Source organism: Arthrobacter sp. ISL-5 (genome assembly GCF_018613835.1).
Classification (GTDB): domain Bacteria; phylum Actinomycetota; class Actinomycetes; order Actinomycetales; family Micrococcaceae; genus Arthrobacter.
On record NZ_JAGGPM010000046.1, the window covers coordinates 1 to 21,739 of the forward strand.

18 protein-coding genes are annotated in these 21,739 nt (G+C 66.3%); 12 read left to right on the forward strand and 6 right to left on the reverse strand.

Annotation, left to right across the window (positions count from 1 at the left end):
• Nucleotides 1-449: 449 nt before the first annotated feature.
• The gene (locus J7I89_RS22290) at nt 450-2,450 is read right to left on the reverse strand and encodes a multicopper oxidase family protein (RefSeq protein WP_214974908.1); all 2,001 of its coding nucleotides are present in this window, start codon (nt 2,448-2,450) and stop codon (nt 450-452) included.
• Nucleotides 2,451-2,644: 194 nt separating this feature from the next.
• Nucleotides 2,645-4,549 carry a cytochrome c oxidase assembly protein gene (locus tag J7I89_RS22295; protein WP_214974910.1) on the reverse strand — a complete coding sequence of 635 codons (1,905 nt, stop codon included), beginning with the start codon at nt 4,547-4,549 and terminating at the stop codon, nt 2,645-2,647.
• Between the two features lie 331 nt (nt 4,550-4,880).
• On the opposite strand from J7I89_RS22295, the gene J7I89_RS22300 reads away from it, so the two are divergent.
• The 12 genes from J7I89_RS22300 to J7I89_RS22355 all read left to right on the forward strand — a co-directional run bounded on the left by J7I89_RS22300 (nt 4,881) and on the right by J7I89_RS22355 (nt 17,216).
• On the forward strand, nt 4,881-6,524 hold the full coding sequence (locus J7I89_RS22300; RefSeq protein ID WP_214974912.1) for a hypothetical protein: 1,644 nt from the start codon (nt 4,881-4,883) through the stop codon (nt 6,522-6,524).
• 6 nt (nt 6,525-6,530) lie between these two features.
• The gene (locus tag J7I89_RS22305) at nt 6,531-7,520 is read left to right on the forward strand and encodes an HAD-IIA family hydrolase (RefSeq protein ID WP_214974914.1); all 990 of its coding nucleotides are present in this window, start codon (nt 6,531-6,533) and stop codon (nt 7,518-7,520) included.
• Between the two features lie 9 nt (nt 7,521-7,529).
• Nucleotides 7,530-7,802: a hypothetical protein gene (locus J7I89_RS22310; protein WP_214974916.1), complete on the forward strand. Its 273-nt coding sequence runs from the start codon at nt 7,530-7,532 to the stop codon at nt 7,800-7,802.
• Between the two features lie 2 nt (nt 7,803-7,804).
• A complete protein-coding gene (locus J7I89_RS22315) occupies nt 7,805-8,617 on the forward strand; it encodes a TlyA family RNA methyltransferase (RefSeq protein WP_214974918.1) in 813 nt (270 codons plus the stop codon).
• Between the two features lie 12 nt (nt 8,618-8,629).
• Nucleotides 8,630-9,655 (forward strand): NAD kinase, encoded by a 1,026-nt coding sequence (locus J7I89_RS22320; RefSeq protein WP_214974920.1) that lies wholly within the window; start codon nt 8,630-8,632, stop codon nt 9,653-9,655.
• A 3-nt stretch (nt 9,656-9,658) separates the two neighbouring features.
• Complete coding sequence (gene recN / locus J7I89_RS22325; RefSeq protein ID WP_214974923.1) at nt 9,659-11,398, forward strand: DNA repair protein RecN; 1,740 nt, start codon at nt 9,659-9,661, stop codon at nt 11,396-11,398.
• A 140-nt stretch (nt 11,399-11,538) separates the two neighbouring features.
• Complete coding sequence (locus J7I89_RS22330) at nt 11,539-13,362, forward strand: CTP synthase (protein ID WP_214974933.1); 1,824 nt, start codon at nt 11,539-11,541, stop codon at nt 13,360-13,362.
• 27 nt (nt 13,363-13,389) lie between these two features.
• Nucleotides 13,390-14,052 (forward strand): NUDIX hydrolase, encoded by a 663-nt coding sequence (locus tag J7I89_RS22335; RefSeq protein ID WP_214974935.1) that lies wholly within the window; start codon nt 13,390-13,392, stop codon nt 14,050-14,052.
• Nucleotides 14,052-15,092: a site-specific tyrosine recombinase XerD gene (gene xerD / locus J7I89_RS22340; protein WP_214974937.1), complete on the forward strand. Its 1,041-nt coding sequence runs from the start codon at nt 14,052-14,054 to the stop codon at nt 15,090-15,092. Before J7I89_RS22335 ends, xerD begins: the two co-directional genes overlap by 1 nt.
• Before the next feature lie 99 nt (nt 15,093-15,191).
• Complete coding sequence (locus J7I89_RS22345; protein ID WP_214974939.1) at nt 15,192-15,683, forward strand: 8-oxo-dGTP diphosphatase; 492 nt, start codon at nt 15,192-15,194, stop codon at nt 15,681-15,683.
• 74 nt (nt 15,684-15,757) lie between these two features.
• The gene (locus J7I89_RS22350; RefSeq protein WP_214974941.1) at nt 15,758-16,267 is read left to right on the forward strand and encodes an RNA polymerase sigma factor; all 510 of its coding nucleotides are present in this window, start codon (nt 15,758-15,760) and stop codon (nt 16,265-16,267) included.
• A gap of 1 nt (nt 16,268) precedes the next feature.
• Nucleotides 16,269-17,216: a hypothetical protein gene (locus J7I89_RS22355; protein WP_214974943.1), complete on the forward strand. Its 948-nt coding sequence runs from the start codon at nt 16,269-16,271 to the stop codon at nt 17,214-17,216.
• 78 nt (nt 17,217-17,294) lie between these two features.
• Here the strand turns inward: J7I89_RS22355 and J7I89_RS22360 are convergent, their stop codons facing one another.
• From J7I89_RS22360 to J7I89_RS22375, 4 genes are all read right to left on the reverse strand, one after another.
• Nucleotides 17,295-18,434, reverse strand: a complete 1,140-nt coding sequence (locus tag J7I89_RS22360; protein ID WP_214974946.1) for a bifunctional 2-methylcitrate synthase/citrate synthase — start codon at nt 18,432-18,434, stop codon at nt 17,295-17,297.
• A 66-nt stretch (nt 18,435-18,500) separates the two neighbouring features.
• On the reverse strand, nt 18,501-19,406 hold the full coding sequence (prpB, locus tag J7I89_RS22365; protein ID WP_214974948.1) for a methylisocitrate lyase: 906 nt from the start codon (nt 19,404-19,406) through the stop codon (nt 18,501-18,503).
• A complete protein-coding gene (locus J7I89_RS22370; protein ID WP_214974950.1) occupies nt 19,407-20,927 on the reverse strand; it encodes an MmgE/PrpD family protein in 1,521 nt (506 codons plus the stop codon). It abuts the gene before it with no gap.
• 12 nt (nt 20,928-20,939) lie between these two features.
• Nucleotides 20,940-21,581, reverse strand: a complete 642-nt coding sequence (locus tag J7I89_RS22375; protein WP_214974953.1) for a GntR family transcriptional regulator — start codon at nt 21,579-21,581, stop codon at nt 20,940-20,942.
• Nucleotides 21,582-21,739 lie beyond the last annotated feature (158 nt).

Sequence of the window (21,739 nt, forward strand, 5' to 3'; positions counted from 1 at the left end):
CTCACTACCTGCCGCGCAGGACGGCACGCTCTCTCACCTCCCCCGGCGCCGGCCGGGCACCCCACGCCAACGCGCCGCCGTCGCCACCGGCCAAACCGAGAGAGCGACCGCGAAAATCCCGCGGGAAGTGAGAGAGCGTCCGCGATAATCCCGCAGGAAGTGAGAGAGCGTCCGCGCTAATCCCGCGGGAAGTGAGAGAGCGTCCGTGATGAACCGGCAGGAAGTGAGAGAGCGTCGCCGTGGGAAAGTGCGGAAGGTGAGAGAGGGTTTCGGCCAAGCTCAACCAGCGCCCTCCCGTGCCGCACGCCGAAAACCAGGCCGGCCGCCGTCGTGCCCCCCACAGCCAGGTGCCACCGCAGCGAGGCCTTGGGAGAGTCAGTCACCGCCGGACAACCATTAAACGGTCGAGAGCCCCAACCACACGGTTGGGGCTCTCCCGCATTTAACGCTCAGCTGGTGCGCACCGTGCTCGTTGCTGTGCCGCCGCGGCTTGAGTCGGCCCTCACTGCCGTGATTTGTCGCGAAGGCCCGGGCTTGGTTGCCCAGGACCAGATTCCCAGGGAGTTGATCGTTGCAGCCCCGATGCGGGAGGCCGCCCTGCCCGGAGTGACGTCGTACAGCACCACGCTGGCAGCCGTCGCTGTGCCCGTGTACGTGGACGTTCCCGCGAAGGCGATGTCCTTGTTCAGCCGGTGCCTGGCGGTGGTGATCGTGACAACGTCCTTTTGGGTCGTTGGCTCGGTGGTCACCGGTGCCGGTGTCTGGCTGGGTTGTGTGGTTACGGGTGCAGCCGGCTCCGTTGTCACGGGCGCGGCAGTCTCGGTGGGCTGGGTGGTCCCCCCGCCCGTCGTCGGAACCTGTCCGATGGGGTGCGGCTTCACTGCTTCGATGGGATGGTTGGGATCAGGATCATTGGTGTCATAGCCCACGCTGAACTGGGACATCATGTCATGGTCCTCATGCGGCAGGTTGTGGCAGTGGATCATGTACCGGCCCCGGTGGGGACCGAACTGCATGAGAAGGCGCACGGTTTCGCCCTCACCGACATACACCACGTCCTTGGGGCCCCGTTCGTGGGGGAAGGGCGGCTGGCCGTTGCGGCTGAGGATCTGGAAGTCCACCAAATGGATGTGCACGGGGTGGAACCATCCGCCCGAGCTGTTCTCGATTTCCCAGATCTCAATGTCGTTGAGGTCTGGGTCAGCCAGGACCTTTCTGTACCCGCTCTGGACGACTTCGTCCCAGGTCATGTCGCCAATGGTCCAGATTTCGTTGTCCCTCTTGACGCGCATGCGGCGGGTCTTGACGGACTGGGACGGGGTCAGGCTCATGGCCGTGCTGCCGGTGAGCAGCGTCGGCATCACCTTCGCGGCGGGACCGGACGTGTCGACCGGATCGCCGGTGACGTCGAAGGCCATGATCCTGCCGGTGTTGTCGTAATCGACGTTGTTCTTGTTCGACAGGTTCCGAAGCTCGACGCGCTTGCCTGCGGGGTACTTGGAGAAATCAATGAGGACCTCGTAGCGTTCGGCGCCTGCCTGCCGCCATGACGTGACCTGCTGGGCGGACGGCATCAGGCCACCGTCGGTTGCAACCATGGTTACCGGGTCCCCGGTGCTCAGCTGGAACCGGTAGGAGCGTGAGATGGACGCATTGAGGATGCGGAAGCGGTAAATGCGGCGCTGGACTTTCATGACTGGCCACGGCGCACCGTTGACCAGGATAACGTCGCCCCACAGCCCGGAGTGGGTGTTGTCGTTGTAGCCGAGCTCCCCGCTCCGGGCAAACATGGCGTCGGAAATGGTCAGCGGCACATCGAACTGGCCCTGTGGCAGCAGGTTTCGCTCGACCTCGTCGTGGAGGTGGTACTGGCCGGCCAGGCCTGAGTACACGCTTTGTGCGGTGTTGTGAACGGCATGGTCGTGGTACCACAGCGTTCGCGCGGGCTGGAAGTTGGGGTACTCGTAGTCCTTGCACATCCCGCGGCCGATGATGTCGTTTGCGTACCCGTCGAACTGAGGCAGGGACGCGGAACCGTGAAGGTGGGTCGAGGTATCCAGGCGGTACCCCCACTGCGGATGGAAGAGCGGCAGCACGTTATCCATTTCCAGCGTGATCCGTTCTCCCTGGTTCACCTTGATGGTGGGACCGGGGAAAGAACCGTTGTAGCCCAGGATCGGCGTCTTCAGACCCGGAACGATGCTGGCCATGCCGGCCGTCTGCTCGATCTGATAGAGGTGCGTCTTCTTGCCGTCGGCACCGGTAACAGTGCTCTTGGGTGCGAGCACCGGCGGAATGGTGAGCGCCCGCTGGTAGGGCTTGGGCATGTTTCGCGGATCCAGCAGGCTCGCTGACTTGGCGCTGACCGATGTCAGCGGCACAGCGAGTCCCAGGGCCCCGATAATTCCGACCCCACCGATCTGGAGCGCTTGACGACGTGAAACTGGCATGATTTCCTCCGGCGAACTGATGAAAGTCCAATTGATTTAGTTGAAGACTGTAGGTCCCACCCTGCGAAAACCTTGCGAAAACATGGGCCCTGAGGAGCCAAGAACGGCTGGTCAGCACCGTCCGGCCGCGGCGTTCTTGGGCGATCCCATAACCTGGGAACCCTGCCAAACGCCGGCGACCACCACCGGTCTGATCATCGGACCAGCTCCCGGGAACGATCCATTGCACGGTGCCCCCCGTGCCCCGCCATGGCGCGGCTGCGTGCTTGGAGGAGGACCAACAGGGCCGTGACGCCCAGTGTGCCCGCCGCCAGGATCCACATGGCGGCCCCGGCAGGTTCCGGGGCCGCCATGAGGGAAAGGTCCCATGGCTGCTGGACCGTAATCAGCCACTCCTGCTTCCTGCTGTCCGGCTGTTGGTCGGGCTGCTGTGACAGCGCCCAGCCATGAATGGCGTACAGGGCCGCTGCGCCGCCGATACTCATGAGCCCGGGTGCCAGGCCAGCAGCCGGGCTGTCCCCGGAGGAGCCGGCCAGCGAAGCAATGAAGAGACAACCGGACAGCAGCGCCAGTACGGACATGGCTCCGTAACCGAGCTGGGTGCGTGATGAGTACTCCAGCAGGGGCGTGTAGTACAAGACAGTCAGCACCGCAGCTAGCCCGACGGCGGGAACGTAAGGGGTCGCTGTGGCGGCGAGAAACGGCCGCAGTGCGGAGCGGAGCACTTCCGCGCCCCCGACCGTCCCGTCAGTCCTGCGGGTAATGACCTGGCTGGCCAAGGTGAGTGGCGAAGCCGGAACCAGCAGGAGGGGAATGACCGTCATTAAGGCCATCTGAGTCAAGACGTGTGCGCTGATGAGGTATTCCTGTTGGACGCGGAGTCCTCCGCTTGTAACGGTGAAGAGGAGGGCGATGCCTAGAACCCACAGGATTGAGCGGTACGGAGGCCAGGTTCGTCCCTGCTGACGCAGCCGCCGTGTTCCGGCCATATAAAGGAAGACCGCCGAACCGCAGGCCAGCGTCCACAACGGGTCGGGTTTCCAGCTGATGACTGGATCAACAAGCGAAGGAATCGTCAGTGTCTCTTCCGGGAAGCCGGTACGCGTGACCGCGGGCGGCGGCGTACGGGCCACGGCGGTCGCCATTCCTGACGCAGCACCCATGACCGCCAGCTCGGCGACGGCCAGGACAGTGAACGTCACCGCGCCCCCGGCAGGATTTCTGTCCAGCCTGTTGATGACCCACCGTCGGTGCAGCGCCCCCATTACCCCCAGAACGACGAAGGCAACGCACTTGGCCGCGATGATGGTTCCGTAGGGCGACGCCAGGCCTTCCAACGAACCAACACCCGCCCACGCGGCCAGGACCCCTGTAATAGCCAGTGCCACGAAGGCACTCAGGGCCAGGGTTGAGTACCGCCGGACCACCGTGGAGACCCTGTCCGGGCTTAGCGACCGACGCAGTATGACGAGGGCGGTGAGTCCGCCGAGCCAGACGGCCGCGGCTCCCATGTGCATCACCACGGTGACTGTGCTGTCCGGGTGGGTCCCGCTTCCCGCCGCATGGGAGTTCAAAGCGAGGGGAAAGAACGCGGCGAGGGCAAGCGCCGCGGCGAGTGCCACGTACCGCTGCCCCTGTACCGCGAAACACAGACACGTCACCGCCGCGGCCATCAGAATGGTCAGGGCTCCCCGCCTCCCGGCGTCGACGTCGGCCAGGAAACTGACGAACGCGCCGCCTGAGCCGTCCGAGAACAGCTCGAGATTGGCCAGGGAGTGGAATGTCAGGAAGCTCATCACCGAGGCAGCGGCCGTCCAGACCGCGGCGGAGATGCCGGCCAGGTCCAGCGCCATCCGGAACGCATTTTCCTTGGGCCGCAGCGCAAAGAGCGCCAGTACAAGCGCCCCAACGGTGCAGGCTGCCGAGGCGTTGAAGACCAGTTTGGTAATGGGCAGCCCCCATGCCACCGCCGGTCCTGTCCGGTCCAGGGAGCCCGCCCCGGCGCCGGCTTCGGCAAAATACGAAATGACCAGGGCAAGGAGCCCGCTTCCCAAGACCACCGCCGCGACGGCCACTGCCATTGTGCGTGACTTATTCATGGTTCTCCCTCAGCCGCTACCGTCGGGGGAAAGTCTCGCCACGACTCCTTGGAATTTCCCTATGGACACCGGGGCCGGCAGTTGGCTCCCAGGAGGCCGTCGGCAGGACATCGCATGCAGGAGCCGATTGCACATGCAACCGTTGTGAGGATTCACACGCCGGCCCCGCAAACGGCCTCGCCGTTAGTGGCTGGGACTTGCTCTCGCCTAGAATTGCAGAAGATACGCGGACGACGGGTGGTTTACCCCGGGGTCGCGCAGGACAACAAAACACGGACAAGAGCGGCTGCAAATTGCGCCAGTGGTCGGCTCACTACAGGAGGAATCCACAATGGCTGAGCACAACGGCGGCAACCGCGGAGGAAATGACCGGGGATACTCGGGCAGTAACCGCGGATCGCAGGGCGGCCCATTCAGGGGGACCAACAACTCCGGCGGGGATCCCCGCGGATTCCGGGCCAAGGACGGCCGCGGGTCAGACGGTCCCCGCCGCGCTCCGGGCGGCGACGACCGTATGCCGTTTGGTGACCGTCCGCGCCGTGATGGCGAGGGTGAGCGCCGCAGCTTTGACAGCGGCGAGAAGAAGCCGTTTGGCGATCGTGACCGTAAGCCGTTTGGTGATCGTCCGCGTCGTGATGGCGAGGGTGAGCGCCGCAGCTTTGGTGCGGGTGAGCGTAAGCCGTTTGGTGACAGGCCGCGCGGCGAGCGTGACGGCGAGCGTAAGCCATTCGGTGACCGTGACCGCAAGCCCTTTGGCGACCGTCCGCGCCGTGAAGGCGAAGGGGAGCGCCGCAGCTTCGGCGGCGGCGAGAACCGCAAGCCGTTCGGCGACCGGCAGGACCGGGCCCCGCGCAGTTTTGACCGCAGTGACCGCAGCGAGCGCAGTTTTGACCGCAGTGATTCAGGGCCGCGGCAGTTCGGCCGCGACAGGGCCGAAGACCGCCCGGTCCGGGTGCCCAACGCCCGCGACCTCCGCAGCGCGAACCGCCCGGACCGTGAACGCTCTCCCGAAATTGACGAGGACGTCACAGGCAAGGAGCTGGACCGGGCGACGCAGCACCAGATCAAGACCCTCGAAGCCAAGAGCGCTGAATGGGTGGCACGCCACCTGGTCATGGCCGGCCGCCTCATCGATGACGAGCCCGAGCTGGCCTTCCAGCACGCACTGGCCGCCAGCCGTCGCGGCGGACGCCTTTCCGCCGTCCGCGAAGCCGTGGGCCTGACAGCCTACGCCGCCGGACACTACGGCGAGGCGCTGCGCGAGTTCCGCACGTACCGGAGGATCAGCGGCTCCAACGTCCACCTGCCCGTCATGGCGGACTGCGAACGCGGACTGGGACGCCCGGACCGGGCCCTGGACGTCGTCCGCTCGGAAGAAGCCCAGGACCTGGACGCTCCCGGCAAGGTGGAGCTGGCAATCGTCGCATCCGGCGCCCGGTCCGACCTTGGCCAGCTGGATGCCGCGGTGGCCGAACTTGAGATCCCGCAGCTGGACATGAACCGGGCCTTCTCCTACAGCCCCCGCCTGTTCCGTGCCTACGCGGACGCCCTCGCGGCAGTGGGCCGCGGAGCTGAATCCGAGAAGTGGCAGCGGCAGGCTGCCGTCGCCGAAGAGGCCCTCGGAATGGGCCTCTCCGGGGAGCCGGACATCATCGACCTCGGCTGGGACGAGGAAGAGGAAGCCCGGGAGGAAGCCGAACGCAAGCGGCTGATCGCCCACGCCGCCGCAGATGCGGCTCCCCAGGAGGCCCGGAGCACGTCCGAACAGGCCGCCGGCATCACGCCGGCCGCGGAAACGGCACCCGACCGGCCTGCCGGGACGCCCACCGATGACAATCTCGACGACGTCGAATCGGACTACTTTGAGTCCGACGACGCCGAGTCCGACGCCGACTCCGCGGAACCGGATGAGGACGAAGACACCGACGGCGAGGCATCCGCCAAGGATCCCCGGCACGAGGGTTCGGAGGACTAGGCGCCCATGACTGACGCTCAACTGATTTCGCGGTTCGACGCACTGCTCTCGGACCTGGACGGCGTGGTTTACGCTGGCCCGCATGCCATCCCCGGTGCAGTCGAGTCGCTGCAGCGGCTGGCCGGCATCGGCGTGGGCCTCGGCTACGTGACCAACAACGCCTCGCGCACCCCGGCCCAGGTGGCCGCGCACCTGCGCGAGCTCGGCGCTCCCGCCGAAGACCACCAGGTGGTGAGCTCCTCGCAGGCCGCGGCGGAGCTGCTGGCATCGCTGCTCCCCGCGGGCGCCGCAGTCCTGATCACCGGCAGCCCGGCGCTGGCGCACGAAATAGAGCTCGTGGGGCTCAAGCCTGTGCACGGCGCCGAGGACGAGCCGGTGGCCGTGGTCCAAGGCTTCAACCCGGGAATCGGCTGGAAGGACCTGGCCGAAGCGTCGTATGTTGTGGCTGGCGGCGCTCTGTGGGTCGCCACGAACACCGACATGTCCATTCCGCAGGCCCGCGGAATGGCGCCCGGCAACGGCACCCTCGTGGCGGCCGTCGCGGCGGCAACACGCCAGAGGCCCCTTGTCGCAGGCAAACCCGAGGCGCCGCTCTTCCATGCCGCTGCGAAGCGGCTTTCCGCGGAGCGGCCGCTCGTGGTGGGCGACAGGCTGGACACGGACATCCTGGGCGGCAACAAGGCCGGCTTTGCCACGGTCGCGGTCCTGACCGGCGTCGACACCTTGGAGACCATCCTGGCCGCCAAGACAGACGAACGGCCCGGGTACATCATTCACGACCTGACTGGGCTGTATGAGCCCTATCCGGATGTGGAGGGCGACGACGGAACGTACCGTTGCGGCGACGCGACAGCGTCCGTGGACGGCAACGGCGTCCGGGTCAGGGGTGACAAGGCGAGCCTCGATTCGTGGCGTGCGGCGTGCGCCGCGTGGTGGGCGGCCCACCCGCATGCGGCGGAGCCGACGGCTCCCGGGCTTGAGTGGCTGGATCAATAGACTGGTGCCATGACCGAGCTGAATCAGAACGCCCTCCCAGAGGCCGCTCCGGACGTTGCCTGGCCCGAACTGCTCCTCTCCGAAGCGGAAGAAGCCGCGGTCCCGGACTCCGACCCGTCCGGCAGCGCAGCATCGGACAGTGCAGTCCAGGCAGTCCTCCGGCGGGTCAGGGACGTTCCGGGGCTCCCGGTCTCCGAGCACCCTGCCGCCTACACGGACATGCATGACGCCGTGCTCGAATTGCTGAACGAGGACACGTCGTCCGGGTCCGGTGCCGCCTGACCATGGCCAGACTTGACCAGATGCTCGTCAGCAGGGGACTGGCGCGTTCCCGGACGCATGCCGCACGGCTGATCGCCGAGGGCAAAGTCTTGTCGGCAGGCGACGTGCTCGCCAAGGCGTCCCTGCAGGTCGCCGATGACCGTGAGCTGTCCGTGGCGGAAGACGCCACGGACGTGTACGTCAGCCGGGCCGGCCACAAGCTTGCCGGGGCGCTTGACGCGTTCCCCGCCGTCGCCGTCGGCGGCAAAAGGTGCCTGGACGCGGGTGCGTCCACCGGAGGTTTCACTGATGTCCTGCTGCGGCGGGGCGCCGCGCACGTGGTGGCGGTCGACGTCGGGCACGGCCAGCTGGTGCCGCAGCTCCGAAGCGACCCGCGCGTGACCGTCCACGAAGGGCTGAACGTCCGCTACATGGACCCGGACCAGATCGGCGGCACGGCGGAGCTGACCGTGGCGGACCTGTCCTTCATTTCCCTGACGCTGGTGCTGGCGCCCCTGGCAGCGTGCACCAGCCGCGGCGGCGACCTCGTGCTCATGGTCAAGCCGCAGTTCGAGATCGGCAAGGACCGGCTGGGACGCACCGGCGTAGTCACGTCGGAGCGCGAACGGCGGATGGCAGTCGGTAAAGTGGCGGGAGCCGCCATCGACGCAGGCCTTGAACTGCGCGGACTGGCCACCAGCCCCTTGCCCGGGCAGGACGGAAATGTCGAATACTTCCTGTGGATAAAACGAAGAATTGCCCAAGACTTGCCTAAGATCGAAGAGCGGGATGCAGCCGTGGCTGCGTTGCTGGGAAATATCTGGCCGAACCATTAGAGAGCGGAACCGATGAGCAGGCGTGTACTGGTACTTGCCCACACCGGCCGCGAAGAATCCCTGAAGGCTGCCTGGGAGGCGTGCGCCCAGCTGCATGCCTTTGGCATCATCCCCGTGATGCAGAAGTCGGAACTGGGCGACATGGAAGGGTTTTTCGGCCGGCTGGAGCAGCCGGTCGAGATCCTGCACGACCACATTCAGTTGCCCGACGTCGAACTGGTCATGGTGCTCGGAGGGGACGGCACCATCCTGCGCGCCGCGGAACTGGTGCGGGAAGTGGACGTGCCGCTGCTGGGCGTGAACCTTGGCCATGTCGGCTTCCTGGCCGAAAGCGAGCGTGCGGACCTCGCCCAGACGGTCGAATGGATCGCCAGCCGTGAATACACGGTGGAGGAGCGGATGACCATCGACGTCCAGGTCTGGGTCCGCGGCCACAAGATCTGGCACACCTGGGCCCTCAACGAAGCCGCCATCGAAAAAGGCAACCGGGAGCGGATGCTTGAAGTGGTCACCGAAGTGGACGAGCGTCCGCTGACGTCCTTCGGCTGCGACGGCGTGGTGCTGGCAACTCCCACGGGCTCCACCGCCTACGCCTTCTCCGCCGGCGGCCCGGTGGTGTGGCCGGAAGTGGAAGCCCTGCTGATCGTCCCCATCAGCGCCCATGCCCTGTTCGCCAAGCCCTTGGTGGTGTCGCCCCGGTCCCGGCTGGCGGTGGAGGTGCTGAACCGGACGGACGCCCAGGGCGTGCTGTGGTGCGACGGCCGGCGCTCGGTGGACCTGCCGCCCGGCGCCCGCGTTGAAGTCACCAGGTCCGCCACCCCGGTCCGGCTGGCGCGCACCCACCAGACGCCGTTTTCGGCGCGGCTGGTCCGCAAGTTTGAACTGCCCATCCATGGCTGGCGCGGACCCGTGCCCCAGTCAGAGGCCATCAATACCGGCCCGGTGCCCATAGTGCGCACGCCCCGGCCCATGACGCCGCCCTCCGCGCAGCACCCTGCAGCGTCCGACGACGAATCCGATCCTCCGACGGAGAAGTGAACCATGCTTGAAGAACTGAGAATCCGAGATCTGGGCGTCATCGCGGACGCCACGCTGCCGCTGGGCCCCGGGCTCAGCGTGGTCACCGGCGAGACCGGTGCCGGCAAGACCATGGTGGTCACCGCCGTCGGGCTGCTGCTCGGCGCGCGTTCGGATGCGGGCGCCGTGCGCAGCGGAGCCAAGAGCGCCTCCGCCGAAGCCGTGGTGCGGCTTGACGCCGGGCACTTCGCCCTGGCACGCGCCCGGGACGCTGGCGCCGAGATCGAGGAGTTCGACGGCGGCGCGGAACTGCTGCTGGCACGGCGCCTGGGCGCGGACGGACGCAGCCGGGCATTCCTGGGCGGCCGGGGCGCGCCCGTGGGCGTGCTGGCCGAAATCGGCGAATCGCTCGTGGTGGTGCACGGGCAATCGGACCAGATCCGGCTCAAGGGATCCGCGGCGCAGCGTGAAGCCCTCGACAGGTTCGCGGGGGATAACCTCGCCGCCACGCTGGGCAGCTTCCAGGAACTGTACGGCTCGTGGAAGTCCAGCCGGGCCGAGCTCGAATCGCTCCGCAGCGCCGCCAGGGACCGGCTGCGCGAGGCGGAGTCGCTGGAGGCGGCGCTGGCGGAAATTGATGCCGTGGACCCGCAGCCCGGTGAGGACGAGGCACTCAAGGCCGAGGCCGTGAAGCTCGCCAACGTTGAGGAACTTCGGATCGCCGCCACCACGGCGCATCAGGCCATCATTGCCGAAGACTTCTCAGAGACCGGCGATGCCACCTCCCTCGTGGACGCGGCCAAGCGGACGCTGGAGCACGTGGCCGAGCATGATGAGGAGCTCGGCGCGGCCGCAGCGCGCCTCGCCGAAGTGGGCTTCCTGCTCAACGACATCGCCACGGAACTGGCCAGCTACCAGGCCGGGCTGGATTCGGAGGGGCCGGAGCGGCTGGCCGAGATCGAAGACCGGCGGGCAGCCCTGGCCAAGCTGGTCCGCAAGTACGCGCCGAGCATCGACGAGGTCCTGGTCTGGGCGGAAAACGCCCGCGTCCGCTTCGACGAACTCCAGGATGATTCCACCCGGATCGAGAGCCTGGACGCCGAAGTGGTGCGGGCCGAAGCTGAACTTACGAAGCAGGCAGCGGCCATCAGCAAGATCCGGGCCAAGGCGGCCAAGGAGCTGTCGGCACGGGTCAGTGCGGAGCTGAAGGCCCTTGCCATGGCGGACGCCACGCTGGTGATCACCATCGAAGCCGCGGGACAGCTGGGGCCCCACGGCGCGGACGAGATTTCCTTCCTGCTCCGGCCGCACTCCGGCGCGCCCGCGCGGCCGCTGGGCAAGGGTGCCTCCGGCGGTGAACTTTCCCGCGTCATGCTCGCCATCGAGGTGGTGCTGGCTGCCGTTGATCCGGTGCCCACGTTCGTCTTCGACGAGGTGGACGCCGGGGTGGGCGGGCGTGCCGCCGTCGAGATCGGCCGGCGGCTGGCCATGCTGGCACGGCATGTGCAAGTCCTGGTGGTCACACACCTGCCCCAAGTCGCGGCCTTCGCCGATCAGCACATCCGCGTGACCAAGACCTCCGTACGGGGCTCCGACGGCGGCACCGCCACCGGATTCACCTCCAGTGATGTTCAACTCCTGGACGAGGCGGAACGGGTCAGGGAACTGGCCCGGATGCTCGCAGGCCAGGAGGACTCCGAAACGGCCCAGGCCCACGCCCAGGAACTGCTGGACGACGCCAAGCTGCTGCCGCAGCGCGCCTGATCCCTGACCGCCTGGTTCGGCCGCCTGATTGCCTGCCTGATTCGGCCGCCTGTTTGGTGCCCGCCCTTGCCCATGGCGTGCGGACACGGGAGACTGAAGCATTTGGGGATGCGTTATCCGATCCGTGGAAGGCTCAATTGATGATAGGCTCGAATTCCGTGGTGCAGCGATCAAATTCCCGTGTAAATTCCCGGTTCCCGGGCTCGTCCAAGACGACCAAACACATCTTCGTCACCGGCGGTGTGGCGTCCTCGCTAGGCAAGGGACTGACGGCTTCGAGCCTCGGCCACCTGCTGCGGGCACGCGGTTTGTCTGTAACTATGCAGAAGCTCGATCCATATCTGAACGTGGATCCGGGCACGATGAACCCCTTCCAGCACGGCGAGGTCTTTGTCACTGACGACGGCGCCGAGACGGACCTCGACATCGGCCATTACGAGCGCTTTCTCGACGAAAACCTCGAAGGTTCGGCCAACGTCACAACCGGCCAGATCTACTCCACTGTTATCGCCAAGGAACGCCGCGGCGAGTACCTGGGAGACACCGTTCAGGTCATCCCTCACATCACGGACGAAATCAAGCGGCGCATGCGCCTTCCCGCCGAGGGCAAGAACGCGCCGGACGTGATCATCACGGAAATCGGCGGCACTGTGGGCGACATCGAGTCGCAGCCGTTCCTCGAATCAGCCCGCCAGGTCCGCCAGGACGTCGGCCGCGGCAACGTCTTCTTCCTGCACGTCTCCCTGGTTCCCTACATCGGCCCGTCCCAGGAACTGAAGACCAAGCCCACGCAGCACTCCGTTGCCGCCCTGCGTTCGATCGGCATCCAGCCGGAGGCGATCGTGATCCGCTCGGACCGCGAAGTCCCCGACGCCATGCGTGAAAAGATCGGCCGCATGTGCGACGTCGACATCGACGCCGTGGTGAACGCCGCCGATGCGCCCAGCATCTACGACATCCCCAAGACCCTGCACTCCCAGGGGCTGGACTCCTACATCGTCCGCGCTCTTGATCTGCCGTTCAAGGACGTTGACTGGACCAGCTGGGACAAGCTGCTCGAAGCCGTCCACAACCCCAAGCACGAGGTTGAGATCGCGCTCGTGGGCAAGTACATCGACCTGCCGGACGCCTACCTGTCCGTCACGGAGGCGCTGCGCGCCGGCGGTTTCGCCAACGACACCAAGGTCAAGATCCGCTGGGTCCCCTCGGACGAATGCGAAACCCACGAGGGCGCCGTCAGGTCGCTGGAGGGCGTTGACGCCATCTGCGTGCCGGGTGGTTTCGGCATCCGCGGCCTGGAAGGCAAACTGGGCGCGCTGAAGTTCGCCCGTGAATCCCGCCTGCCGGTGCTGGGCCTTTGCCTGGGCCTGCAGTGCATGGTCATTGAGTACGCCCGCAACGTGGTGGGCCTCGAGGGAGCCTCCTCGAGCGAGTTCGAGCCGGACTCCAAGTATCCGGTGATCGCCACGATGGAAGAGCAGCTGGACATCGTTGAAGGTAAGGGCGACCTGGGCGGCACCATGCGCCTGGGCCTCTACGAAGCCAAGCTCGATGAAGGTTCCGTCATTGCCGAAACCTACGGCACCACCACGGTCAGCGAACGCCACCGCCACCGCTACGAGGTCAACAACAAGTACCGCGAGCAGATTGCCGCCCAGGGCCTGGTGTTCTCCGGAACGTCCCCCGACGGCAAGCTCGTGGAATACGTGGAGCTGCCGCGCGAGGTGCACCCGTACTACGTGGCAACGCAGGCCCACCCGGAGCTGAGCTCACGGCCCACCCGGCCGCACCCGCTGTTCGCCGGCCTGGTCAAGGCCGCCCTGGATCACCAGAGCGGCAGCGCTGACAACGGCACCCTGCCCACCGAGACAACAGTGCCCACGGGGACAACAGCCGGTGACGCAGCAACTGCGGAGGCCGGGGCCGCTGACGGCCAGTCCGCCCGCACGGTAACCGCAAAGTAGACAGAGCAACAACGTAAGGACGGCGCGATGCCCGGTAAGTCTGAAAACATCCCTGCTGCACGGCAGGTTTCGGATGCGCCGAGCCCGCGCCGTCTGTTGTCTACGGAAAAGGTCTACGAGGGACGGATCTGGGACGTCGTCAGTGACAGCTTCAAGCTCACTGACGACGGCGATGCCCTGGTCCGGGACTACATCGACCACCCGGGGGCGGTCGCCGTGCTGCCCATGAACGACGCCGGCGAGGTGCTGCTGATCAAGCAGTACCGGCATCCGGTGGGCATGGATCTCTGGGAAATCCCGGCGGGCCTGCTGGACGTCGAGGGTGAAGACTTCGTGGCGGGCGCCGCACGGGAACTCGCCGAGGAGGCGGACCTCGTGGCCGGCACGTGGAACGTCCTGGTGGATTTTTTCAATTCGCCCGGGTCCTCCAGCGAGGCCATCCGCATCTACCTGGCCCGCGGGCTCAGCGAGGTGCCGCATCACGAGCTCCACGTGCGCACGGACGAGGAAGCGGAGATCGAACTGCACTGGATTCCGCTCGAGGACGCCGTTGCGGCGGTGCTGGACGGCCGCCTGCACAACCCGTCGGCCGTCGTCGGGATCCTCGCCGCCGCCGCGGCGAAGGCCGAGAACTTCGGCGGCCTCCGCCCGGCGAACGCGCCCTGGCCCGCCCATCCAAGCCAGCGCTGATGACTGCGGGCACGGCAGCAGCAGAGAAGCCATCGGCAGGCGCTCCAGAGGATCAACCGCAGGGAGAAACCGCACCACGGCAGCCTGCGCGCCCGGAACGCCCGCGGACAGCAATCGACCGTGCCGTGACGGATTACCTCCAGCACATGGGCGTCGAACGCGGACTGGCCGCCAACACGCTCGCCGCCTACCGCCGTGACCTGGCCCGCTACTCGAACTACCTCGCCGTCGAGGGCGTCAGCCGCCCGGGCGATGTGACCCGCCACCATGTGACGGGCTTCGTGCAGGCACTGTCCGACGGCTCCGACGGCGGGACGCCCCTCGGGGTGCGGTCCGCGGCCCGGACGGTGGTTGCCGTCCGCGGACTGCACAAGTTCTGGGCACTGGAAGGCACCACGACGGCGGATCCGGCCAGCGATGTCCACCCGCCCATGCCCGGGAAAAGGCTGCCCAAAGCCATCACGGTGGATGAAGTCACCAGGATTTTGGAAGCGGCCGGCACGGACACCGCCACCGGCCTGCGGGACCGGGCACTGCTCGAATTCCTCTACTCCACCGGTGCCCGCATCAGCGAAGCCGTGGGTCTGGACGTGGACGACATCTCGCTGCAGCATGCCGAGCACGGGCCCGCGATCGTGCGCCTGTTCGGCAAGGGCTCCAAGGAGCGGCTCGTTCCGCTGGGTTCGTACGGAGCCCGGGCGCTAGACGCCTACCTGGTCCGCGGCCGCCCCCTGCTGGCTGCCAAAGGCAAGGGCACGCCGGCACTTTTCCTTAACGCCAGGGGAGGTCGCATCAGCAGGCAAAGCGCGTGGACCATCCTGAAGGCCGCCGCGGACAAGGCCAACATCACCAAGGACGTTTCCCCCCACACGCTTCGCCACTCCTTCGCCACCCACCTGCTCGAGGGCGGGGCGGATGTGCGCGTGGTCCAGGAGCTCCTCGGCCACGCGTCCGTGACCACCACACAGGTCTACACCTTGGTGACGGCCGACACGCTGCGCGAAATCTACGTCGCCGCCCACCCCCGGGCCCTGGGCTAGGCGCTTCGGGCACTTCGCCGGCCCCGATGCGCCCCGCAGCTGCACACAGGTCGCTCCGGATTGCCGCGTGACAGCAGTTCCGCGGCTAGGCTGGTCTGCATGACCTCTGTGCCCGTCACCCTGTGCTTCCTCCTCCGGGAGCGCCCGGATGAAGGAACCGACGTTCTGCTGGGCCTGAAAAAGACCGGATTCGGAACCGGGAAGATCGTCGGCCTGGGCGGGCACGTGGAAGCGGGGGAGACGGACGCCGAGGCCGCCTGCCGTGAGGTCTTTGAGGAAGCCGGTATCACCGTTCTGGAGGAAGACCTTCGCGACGCCGGACTGATCGAATTCGTCTTTCCCTCCCGGCCGGAATGGAACATGTCCACCCGGCTCTTCACGACTCGTCGGTGGGCCGGCGACCCCGTGGAGAGTTCCGAGATTGTTCCGGAATGGTTCCCGGCCTCCGCTCTTCCTTTGGAGCGCATGTGGCAGGACGCAGAGCACTGGCTGCCCGCTGCCGTGGATGGGGGAGTCGTTGAGGCCGTCATCACCCTGAACGAGGACAACGAGACGGTGGCCTCAGCTGAATATTCTTCGCGGGGTGTGTAACAGCCGGTCCTCTGGCGGAAACAATACGTTTAGCCTGCCAGACCAGGACCGTACTTCTTTCGTTTGGGGGATGCGTGGGATCGGAACGCGAACTGGCGTTCATCGCCGTTCATAAGGAAAGCTATCCGCGGGTTTACAGATTCGTGCGGCGGCGCGTGGAGTCTGCGGAAGTTGCTGAGGAGCTCGCAGCGGACGTCTTCCGCGTGGCGTGGCAGAAGTGGGGTGACGGGGCTCGGACGGACACCGCCTGGCTTTTTACGGTGGCCCGGAATCTGATCGGAAATGCTTACCGGAGCCGTGACCGGCAGCTGGCGCTGCAGGAGAAACTCCGGTCAGCCTCGGAACTCCGCACGGGCGGAGAGTCCGCGGACCTGGTGGTCCACGACGTGATGGCTGCACTGCGTGAGAATGAGCGCGACATCCTTCAGCTGGCCTATTGGGACGAGATGAGCATGGCGGAAATCGCCGGTGTGCTTGGGTGCAGCGAATCCGCCGCGAGAGTCCGCCTGCACCGTGCACGGGCCGCATTTCGCAAGCAGATGCCGGCGGCGGCCGGGTCGATCACGCAGAAGACGGGAGCATGAGATGGATCCGATCCAGAAGCTGATTTCCGGGGCCGACCCGCTCCGTTACGATACTGCGGAGGCCCCCGACGCTGACACGGCCCTGCGCGGAGTGCTCGCCGGGCCCCCTCTGTTCAGTGACAGCCTGCCAGCCAATTTGGTGCCGTTCGAGGAGCGGAGGCGGCGTCGGGCGCGGTTAGCCGGAGGGCTTGCGCTGGCCGCGGCCGCGATGACAGCCGGCGTCCTGGTGGCAACGAACCTCGGGCCCGTGACGTCGGCGCCGGCTCCTGCCGGCCCCGTTGCGCCGACCGCTTCGGAAACGACACCGGCAGTATCGCCGACGCCGGCAGCATCACGGACGGCGCCATCGACTCCGACGCCGACCCGGCCGGCGGCAGCAGTTGCGTGGACGTCCTTCACCGACGGCACGGGCCAGGCGACCTTTGAACACCCAGCCGGCTGGACCATATCTGAATCTCCTCAGAAGACCCAACTGGGTGCATTCAACACTGTTGAGGTGAAGAATCCTGCCGGCAAAACAATGGCAACTCTGTCCTTGGTTTACGACGGCGCGGGAGGTCCGGCCTGCCCGGAACCCAAGCCGTTCTCCACACTCGACTCCGTCGTCCTGGACATTCCGCAGAAGGCTTCGAAGCTCAGGGAGTTTCCCCGCGGTCCGTCGGCCTTTGTGTTCAGGGTCATCGAATCAGACAAGGTGTACGGTTCAATGGCGCTGAGTGACATCCCCCTCGATCCCGGCACCGTAACATGCGGGCTGGACAACACCATCCTCGCCCCCGACAATGTTCCCTTCGCACACTTCGGGGACTCGTTGTGGCTCGAGGCCAGCGGCCGGGCGGCGGCGCTCACCTTCGATTCGGTTGCCGAAGCGAAGGCCTATATGCAGACGCAGGAGTATCAGGACGTAAAACGGATGCTCGTCTCGCTGGAGCTGCGGCCATCGAAGTAGCGCCCCATTAAGGCGACGGCGGGCCGGGCACCCGATAAGGCGACCGGCCCGGCGTCGTGTGTTCTGCGGAAGTGGAAGCTACGGGACGTGCCGTTCCTCCGCGCCGTTGTACTCGCTCAACGGACGGATGAGGGAGTTTGAATCCAGCTGCTCCATGATGTGCGCGGTCCAGCCGGTGATCCGGCTGGCGACGAACAGAGGAGTGAAGGTAGCGGTGTCGAAGCCCATCAGGTGGTAGGTGGGGCCGGTGGGGTAGTCGAGGTTCGGCTTGATTCCTTTGGCCTCGTCCATGGCGGTTTCCAGCCCGCTGTAGAGACCCAGGAGTTCCGGACGGCCGTAGTAGGCGATCATCTTGTCCAGCGCGGCTTTCATGGTGGGGACGCGCGAGTCGCCGTGTTTGTAGACCCGGTGGCCGAAGCCCATGACCTTCTTCTTGTGGGCCAGGGCGTCCTCCATCCAGACCTTGGCCCGGGCGGCGGCGTCCTCCAGGGATTCCTCCGGCCGGATGCCGATCTCGTCGAAGGTGTGCATCACGGCTTCGTTGGCGCCGCCATGGAGCTCGCCCTTGAGGGCGCCGATGGCGCCGGTCACGGCCGAATGCAGGTCCGAAAGAGTGGACGTGATCACGCGTGCCGTGAACGTGGAAGCGTTGAAGGAGTGCTCGGCGTACAAAATCATTGAGACATTGAATGCGTCGACTACTTCGGGGACAGCCTCCTCGCCGAACGTCATCCAGAGGAAGTTGGCGTCGTAACCCAGATCGTCGCGGGGCTCAACCAGGTCCTGGCCGTGGCGGCGGCGCTGGTCATAGGCAACGACGGCCGGCATCGCGGCGAACAGATCAATGGCCTTGGCCAGGTTGGCTTCGCGCGAGGAGTCCTCGGCGAGTTCATGCCGTGCGCCCATCACTGACGCCGCCGTCCGGCAGACATCCATAGGGTGGGAGCTGGTGGGCAGGGCGTCGATCACCTGTTTGACCACCGGATCCAGCCGACGTCCGGCCCGTTCCCTTGCCGTGAACTCGGCCAGCTGCTCCGACGTGGGCAGTTCGCCGTTCCAGAGCAGGTAGGCCACTTCCTCGAAGCTGCACCTGGCGGCGAGTTCCTGGACCGGGTAGCCGCGGTAGAGCAGCGAGTTCGTGTCTGAATTGACCTTGGACACCGCGGTGTAGTCCACCACGACGCCGGCGAGGCCCTTTTTGATCTCATTTTCAGCCATGCTGAAACTCCTTCGTTCCTTGTGCCTGTGTGCCGGCCGAAGCCGGAAGTCCGGGATGGTTGGGGGTCAGTGGGTACCTGGAATCTTGAAATTGAAGACTCCGGTATCAAAGCGGTTGTACGCCTCATAGTCCACGAGGTCATACAGCCGCGCACGGGTCAGCATGCTCTCTACCTGTGCCTCCTGGGTGCCGTCGGACCTGATCGATTCCAGCGTACGCTCCGCAGCGCCCATGGCACTACGGAGCAGGGTCACGGGATATATCACCATGTTCACGCCCACGCCCTGCAGCTGGTCCACCGTGAACAGCGCGCTCTTGCCAAACTCGGTCATGTTGGCCAAGATCGGCACGTCAACCGCGTCCCGGATGGCCTGGAATTCGCTGAGGTCGCTCATCGCCTCCGGGAAGATGGCGTCGGCGCCGGCCTCTACCAGGGCCTTGGCCCGTTCCTGCGTTGCTTCGAGCCCGTCCACAGCACGGATGTCCGTGCGGGCCATGATCAGGAAGTTCGGATCGCGGCGTGCGTCTGCCGCGGCCCGGATCCGTTTCGTGGCGGTGTCCAGGTCCACCACGTTCTTGCCGTCCAGGTGGCCGCAACGCTTCGGGTTGAACTGGTCCTCGATGTGGCAGCCGGCCAGGCCGGCGTTCTCCAGTTCCTGGACACTGCGGGCGACGTTCATCGGCTCGCCGAAGCCGGTATCGGCATCCACGATGGAGGGCAGGTCGGTCATGCGCGCGATCTGCCCTGCACGGGTGGCCACCTCGGTGAGGGTGGTGAGGCCGATGTCCGGAAGGCCGAGGTCGTTCGCCAGCACGGCGCCCGAGATGTAGACGCCAGCGAAACCCTTCTCCTCGATCAGCCGGGCCGAGAGCGGATTGAAGGCTCCCGGGAACTGCTGGATGGTCCCGGACGCGAGCAGCTCACGGAAGCGGATGCGTTTCTGCTCCGGAGTGGTCTTGGAATACAGCATCTAGAACAGCCCCTTGGGCGCGGCGTTGAAGTCGATGACGCCGGGTGCGGCGGTGATGTTCAGCTGGTCCAGCTCGCCGGCGACCAGCTGCGGAAGCCGGGCAGCGGCGTCGAGGAACCGGTCTATCTCCTCGTCCTCCACCAATCCGGCTGCGAGCGTGCGGAACTTGTTCACGTACTGCTCGCGGGTGAACGGCCGGGCGCCCAGCGGGTGGGCGTCCGCCACGGCAATCTCGTCGGTGATGACGGTGCCGTCGGCCAGCGTGATCTCCACGGAGCCGCCGAAGGCCTTCTCCGAGATGTCCAGGGAGTGGTAGCGGCGGGTCCACTCCGGATCCTCCACCGTGGACACCTTCTGCCACAGCTCCACGGTGTCCGGACGGCCGGCGCGTTCGGGCGAGTAGGAGTCCACGTGGTGCCAGGAGCCGTCCTGCAGGGCCACGGTGAAGATGTAGGGGATGGAGTGGTCCAGCGTTTCGCGGCTGGCGGTGGGGCTGTACTTCTGCGGATCGTTCGCGCCGGAGCCGATGACGTAGTGCGTGTGGTGGCTCGTCCTGATCAGCACGGACTTCACGTTGGCCGGGTCTGTGGCTTCCGGGTGTTCCTTGTGGAGTTTCCGGGCCAGGTCGATCCAGGCCTGGGCCTGGTACTCGGCGGAGTGTTCCTTGGTGTAGGTGTCCAGGATGGCGCGCTTGGCCTCGCCGGCTTCAGGGAGCGGAATCACGTAGGAGGCGTCCGGGCCGTCCAGCATCCAGGCGATCACACCGTCTTCGCCCTCGTAGATCGGCACCGGGGACGTCTGGCCGCGCATGGACCTGTCAACCGCTTCGACCGCCATCTTGCCGGCAAACGCCGGCGCGTGGGCCTTCCACGTGGAAATCTCGCCCTTGCGGGACTGACGGGTTGCCGTGGTGGTATGCAGTGCCTGCCCCACCGACTGGAAGATCGTTTCGACGTCGAGCCCCAGCAGCGTGCCGATGCCGGCGGCGGCCGACGGGCCAAGGTGCGCCACGTGGTCAATCTTGTGCTTGTGCAGGCAGATGGCCTTGACCAGGTTGACCTGGATCTCATAGCCGGTGGCGATGCCGCGGATGAGGTCCTGGCCGCTGGAGCCCACGTGCTGCGCCACGGCCAGGATGGGCGGGATGTTGTCGCCGGGGTGGGAGTAGTCGGCAGCCAGGAAGGTGTCGTGGTAGTCCAGCTCGCGGACCGCCACCCCGTTGGCCCACGCCGCCCATTCGGGGGAAACGCGCTCGCCGATGCCGAAGACCTTCGAGCCCTTGCCGTTGGTCGAGGGGCCATGGGTCAGGGCCTGTGCCCGCGCGGCGATGATCGGGGCACGGTTCAGCGAGGCGATCGCTACGGAGGCGTTGTCGATGATGCGGTTGATCACCATGTCGGTGACCTCGTCCGTGACTGCCACGGGGTCGGCTGCCACCACGGCGATCTTGTGGGCCAGCTGGTCCTCGCGCGGCAGGTTTTCCTCGCTCTTGTACACGCGGACGTGGTGTTCTTTCACCATGGGGGCTCCTTGTTAATGAGGTGTATGGGTGGCTTTGACGTGGGAAAGACTGCGGTGCAGGTGCACGGTGGTGGCAGCTTCGGCCAGGCGCGGGTTGCGGGCGGCTATCGCTTCGGCGATGGCCGCGTGCTCGGCCGCTGCTGCGGTGAGCCGGGCGGCGTCGTCGGCGGCCAGCCGCCGGACGCGCACCAGGTGCACCCGCAGGCTCCGCATGGCCTGCGCCAGGTAGGAGTTGGAGATGGCCGCATCGATCGCCTCATCGAGCCGGCCGACCAGCTCGTAGTATTCGTGGCGGGCAGGATCAGCGCCGCTGATCAGGTCCGGCGCTTCGAGCAGCTCCTTCTGGAGCTGGAGGAAGAGTGCGGCGTCGCCCCGCTCTGCGGCCAGCGCGGCAGCCTTTCCCTCGAGCGTTTCGCGGAGTTCGAAGAGTTCGTCGATGTCCTCCAGTGAGATGTCGGTGACGACGACGCCGCGGCCGCCGGCCGTCGTCGTGAGTCCTTCGGCCGTTAGCCTGCTCAGGGCCTCGCGGAGGGGCGTCCGGGAAATCCCCAGCCTCTCGGACTGCTCTACTTCCGCCAGGACGGTCCCGGGGCGGAGGCGCCATTCAATAATGTCGTCACGCAGTGCCGCATACGCTCTGTCGCTGGCGCGCATCTCGCCTCCCTTCGTCGGTGAACGCCTTCAGTGTATACATAAATCCACTTACAGCCTAGCTTTTGGCGAGAAATAGCCGATAAACATCCAGCTGTGTATACATAGCTCTTGTCTGCCACCCGGCGCCGGGGATAGTATGGGCCGCATCACAACGTAGT

Coding starts and splice junctions, on each gene's coding strand:
- J7I89_RS22360 (WP_214974946.1), bottom strand. CDS start 18,434: ATGGCTGAAAATGAGATCAAAAAGGGCCTCGCCGGCGTCGTGGTGGAC.
- J7I89_RS22345 (WP_214974939.1), top strand. CDS start 15,192: ATGACCTCTGTGCCCGTCACCCTGTGCTTCCTCCTCCGGGAGCGCCCG.
- J7I89_RS22315 (WP_214974918.1), top strand. CDS start 7,805: ATGGCCAGACTTGACCAGATGCTCGTCAGCAGGGGACTGGCGCGTTCC.
- prpB (WP_214974948.1), bottom strand. CDS start 19,406: ATGCTGTATTCCAAGACCACTCCGGAGCAGAAACGCATCCGCTTCCGT.
- J7I89_RS22370 (WP_214974950.1), bottom strand. CDS start 20,927: ATGGTGAAAGAACACCACGTCCGCGTGTACAAGAGCGAGGAAAACCTG.
- recN (WP_214974923.1), top strand. CDS start 9,659: ATGCTTGAAGAACTGAGAATCCGAGATCTGGGCGTCATCGCGGACGCC.
- J7I89_RS22320 (WP_214974920.1), top strand. CDS start 8,630: ATGAGCAGGCGTGTACTGGTACTTGCCCACACCGGCCGCGAAGAATCC.
- J7I89_RS22330 (WP_214974933.1), top strand. CDS start 11,539: ATGATAGGCTCGAATTCCGTGGTGCAGCGATCAAATTCCCGTGTAAAT.
- J7I89_RS22300 (WP_214974912.1), top strand. CDS start 4,881: ATGGCTGAGCACAACGGCGGCAACCGCGGAGGAAATGACCGGGGATAC.
- J7I89_RS22335 (WP_214974935.1), top strand. CDS start 13,390: ATGCCCGGTAAGTCTGAAAACATCCCTGCTGCACGGCAGGTTTCGGAT.
- J7I89_RS22310 (WP_214974916.1), top strand. CDS start 7,530: ATGACCGAGCTGAATCAGAACGCCCTCCCAGAGGCCGCTCCGGACGTT.
- J7I89_RS22305 (WP_214974914.1), top strand. CDS start 6,531: ATGACTGACGCTCAACTGATTTCGCGGTTCGACGCACTGCTCTCGGAC.
- J7I89_RS22375 (WP_214974953.1), bottom strand. CDS start 21,581: ATGCGCGCCAGCGACAGAGCGTATGCGGCACTGCGTGACGACATTATT.
- J7I89_RS22295 (WP_214974910.1), bottom strand. CDS start 4,549: ATGAATAAGTCACGCACAATGGCAGTGGCCGTCGCGGCGGTGGTCTTG.
- J7I89_RS22355 (WP_214974943.1), top strand. CDS start 16,269: ATGGATCCGATCCAGAAGCTGATTTCCGGGGCCGACCCGCTCCGTTAC.
- J7I89_RS22290 (WP_214974908.1), bottom strand. CDS start 2,450: ATGCCAGTTTCACGTCGTCAAGCGCTCCAGATCGGTGGGGTCGGAATT.
- xerD (WP_214974937.1), top strand. CDS start 14,052: ATGACTGCGGGCACGGCAGCAGCAGAGAAGCCATCGGCAGGCGCTCCA.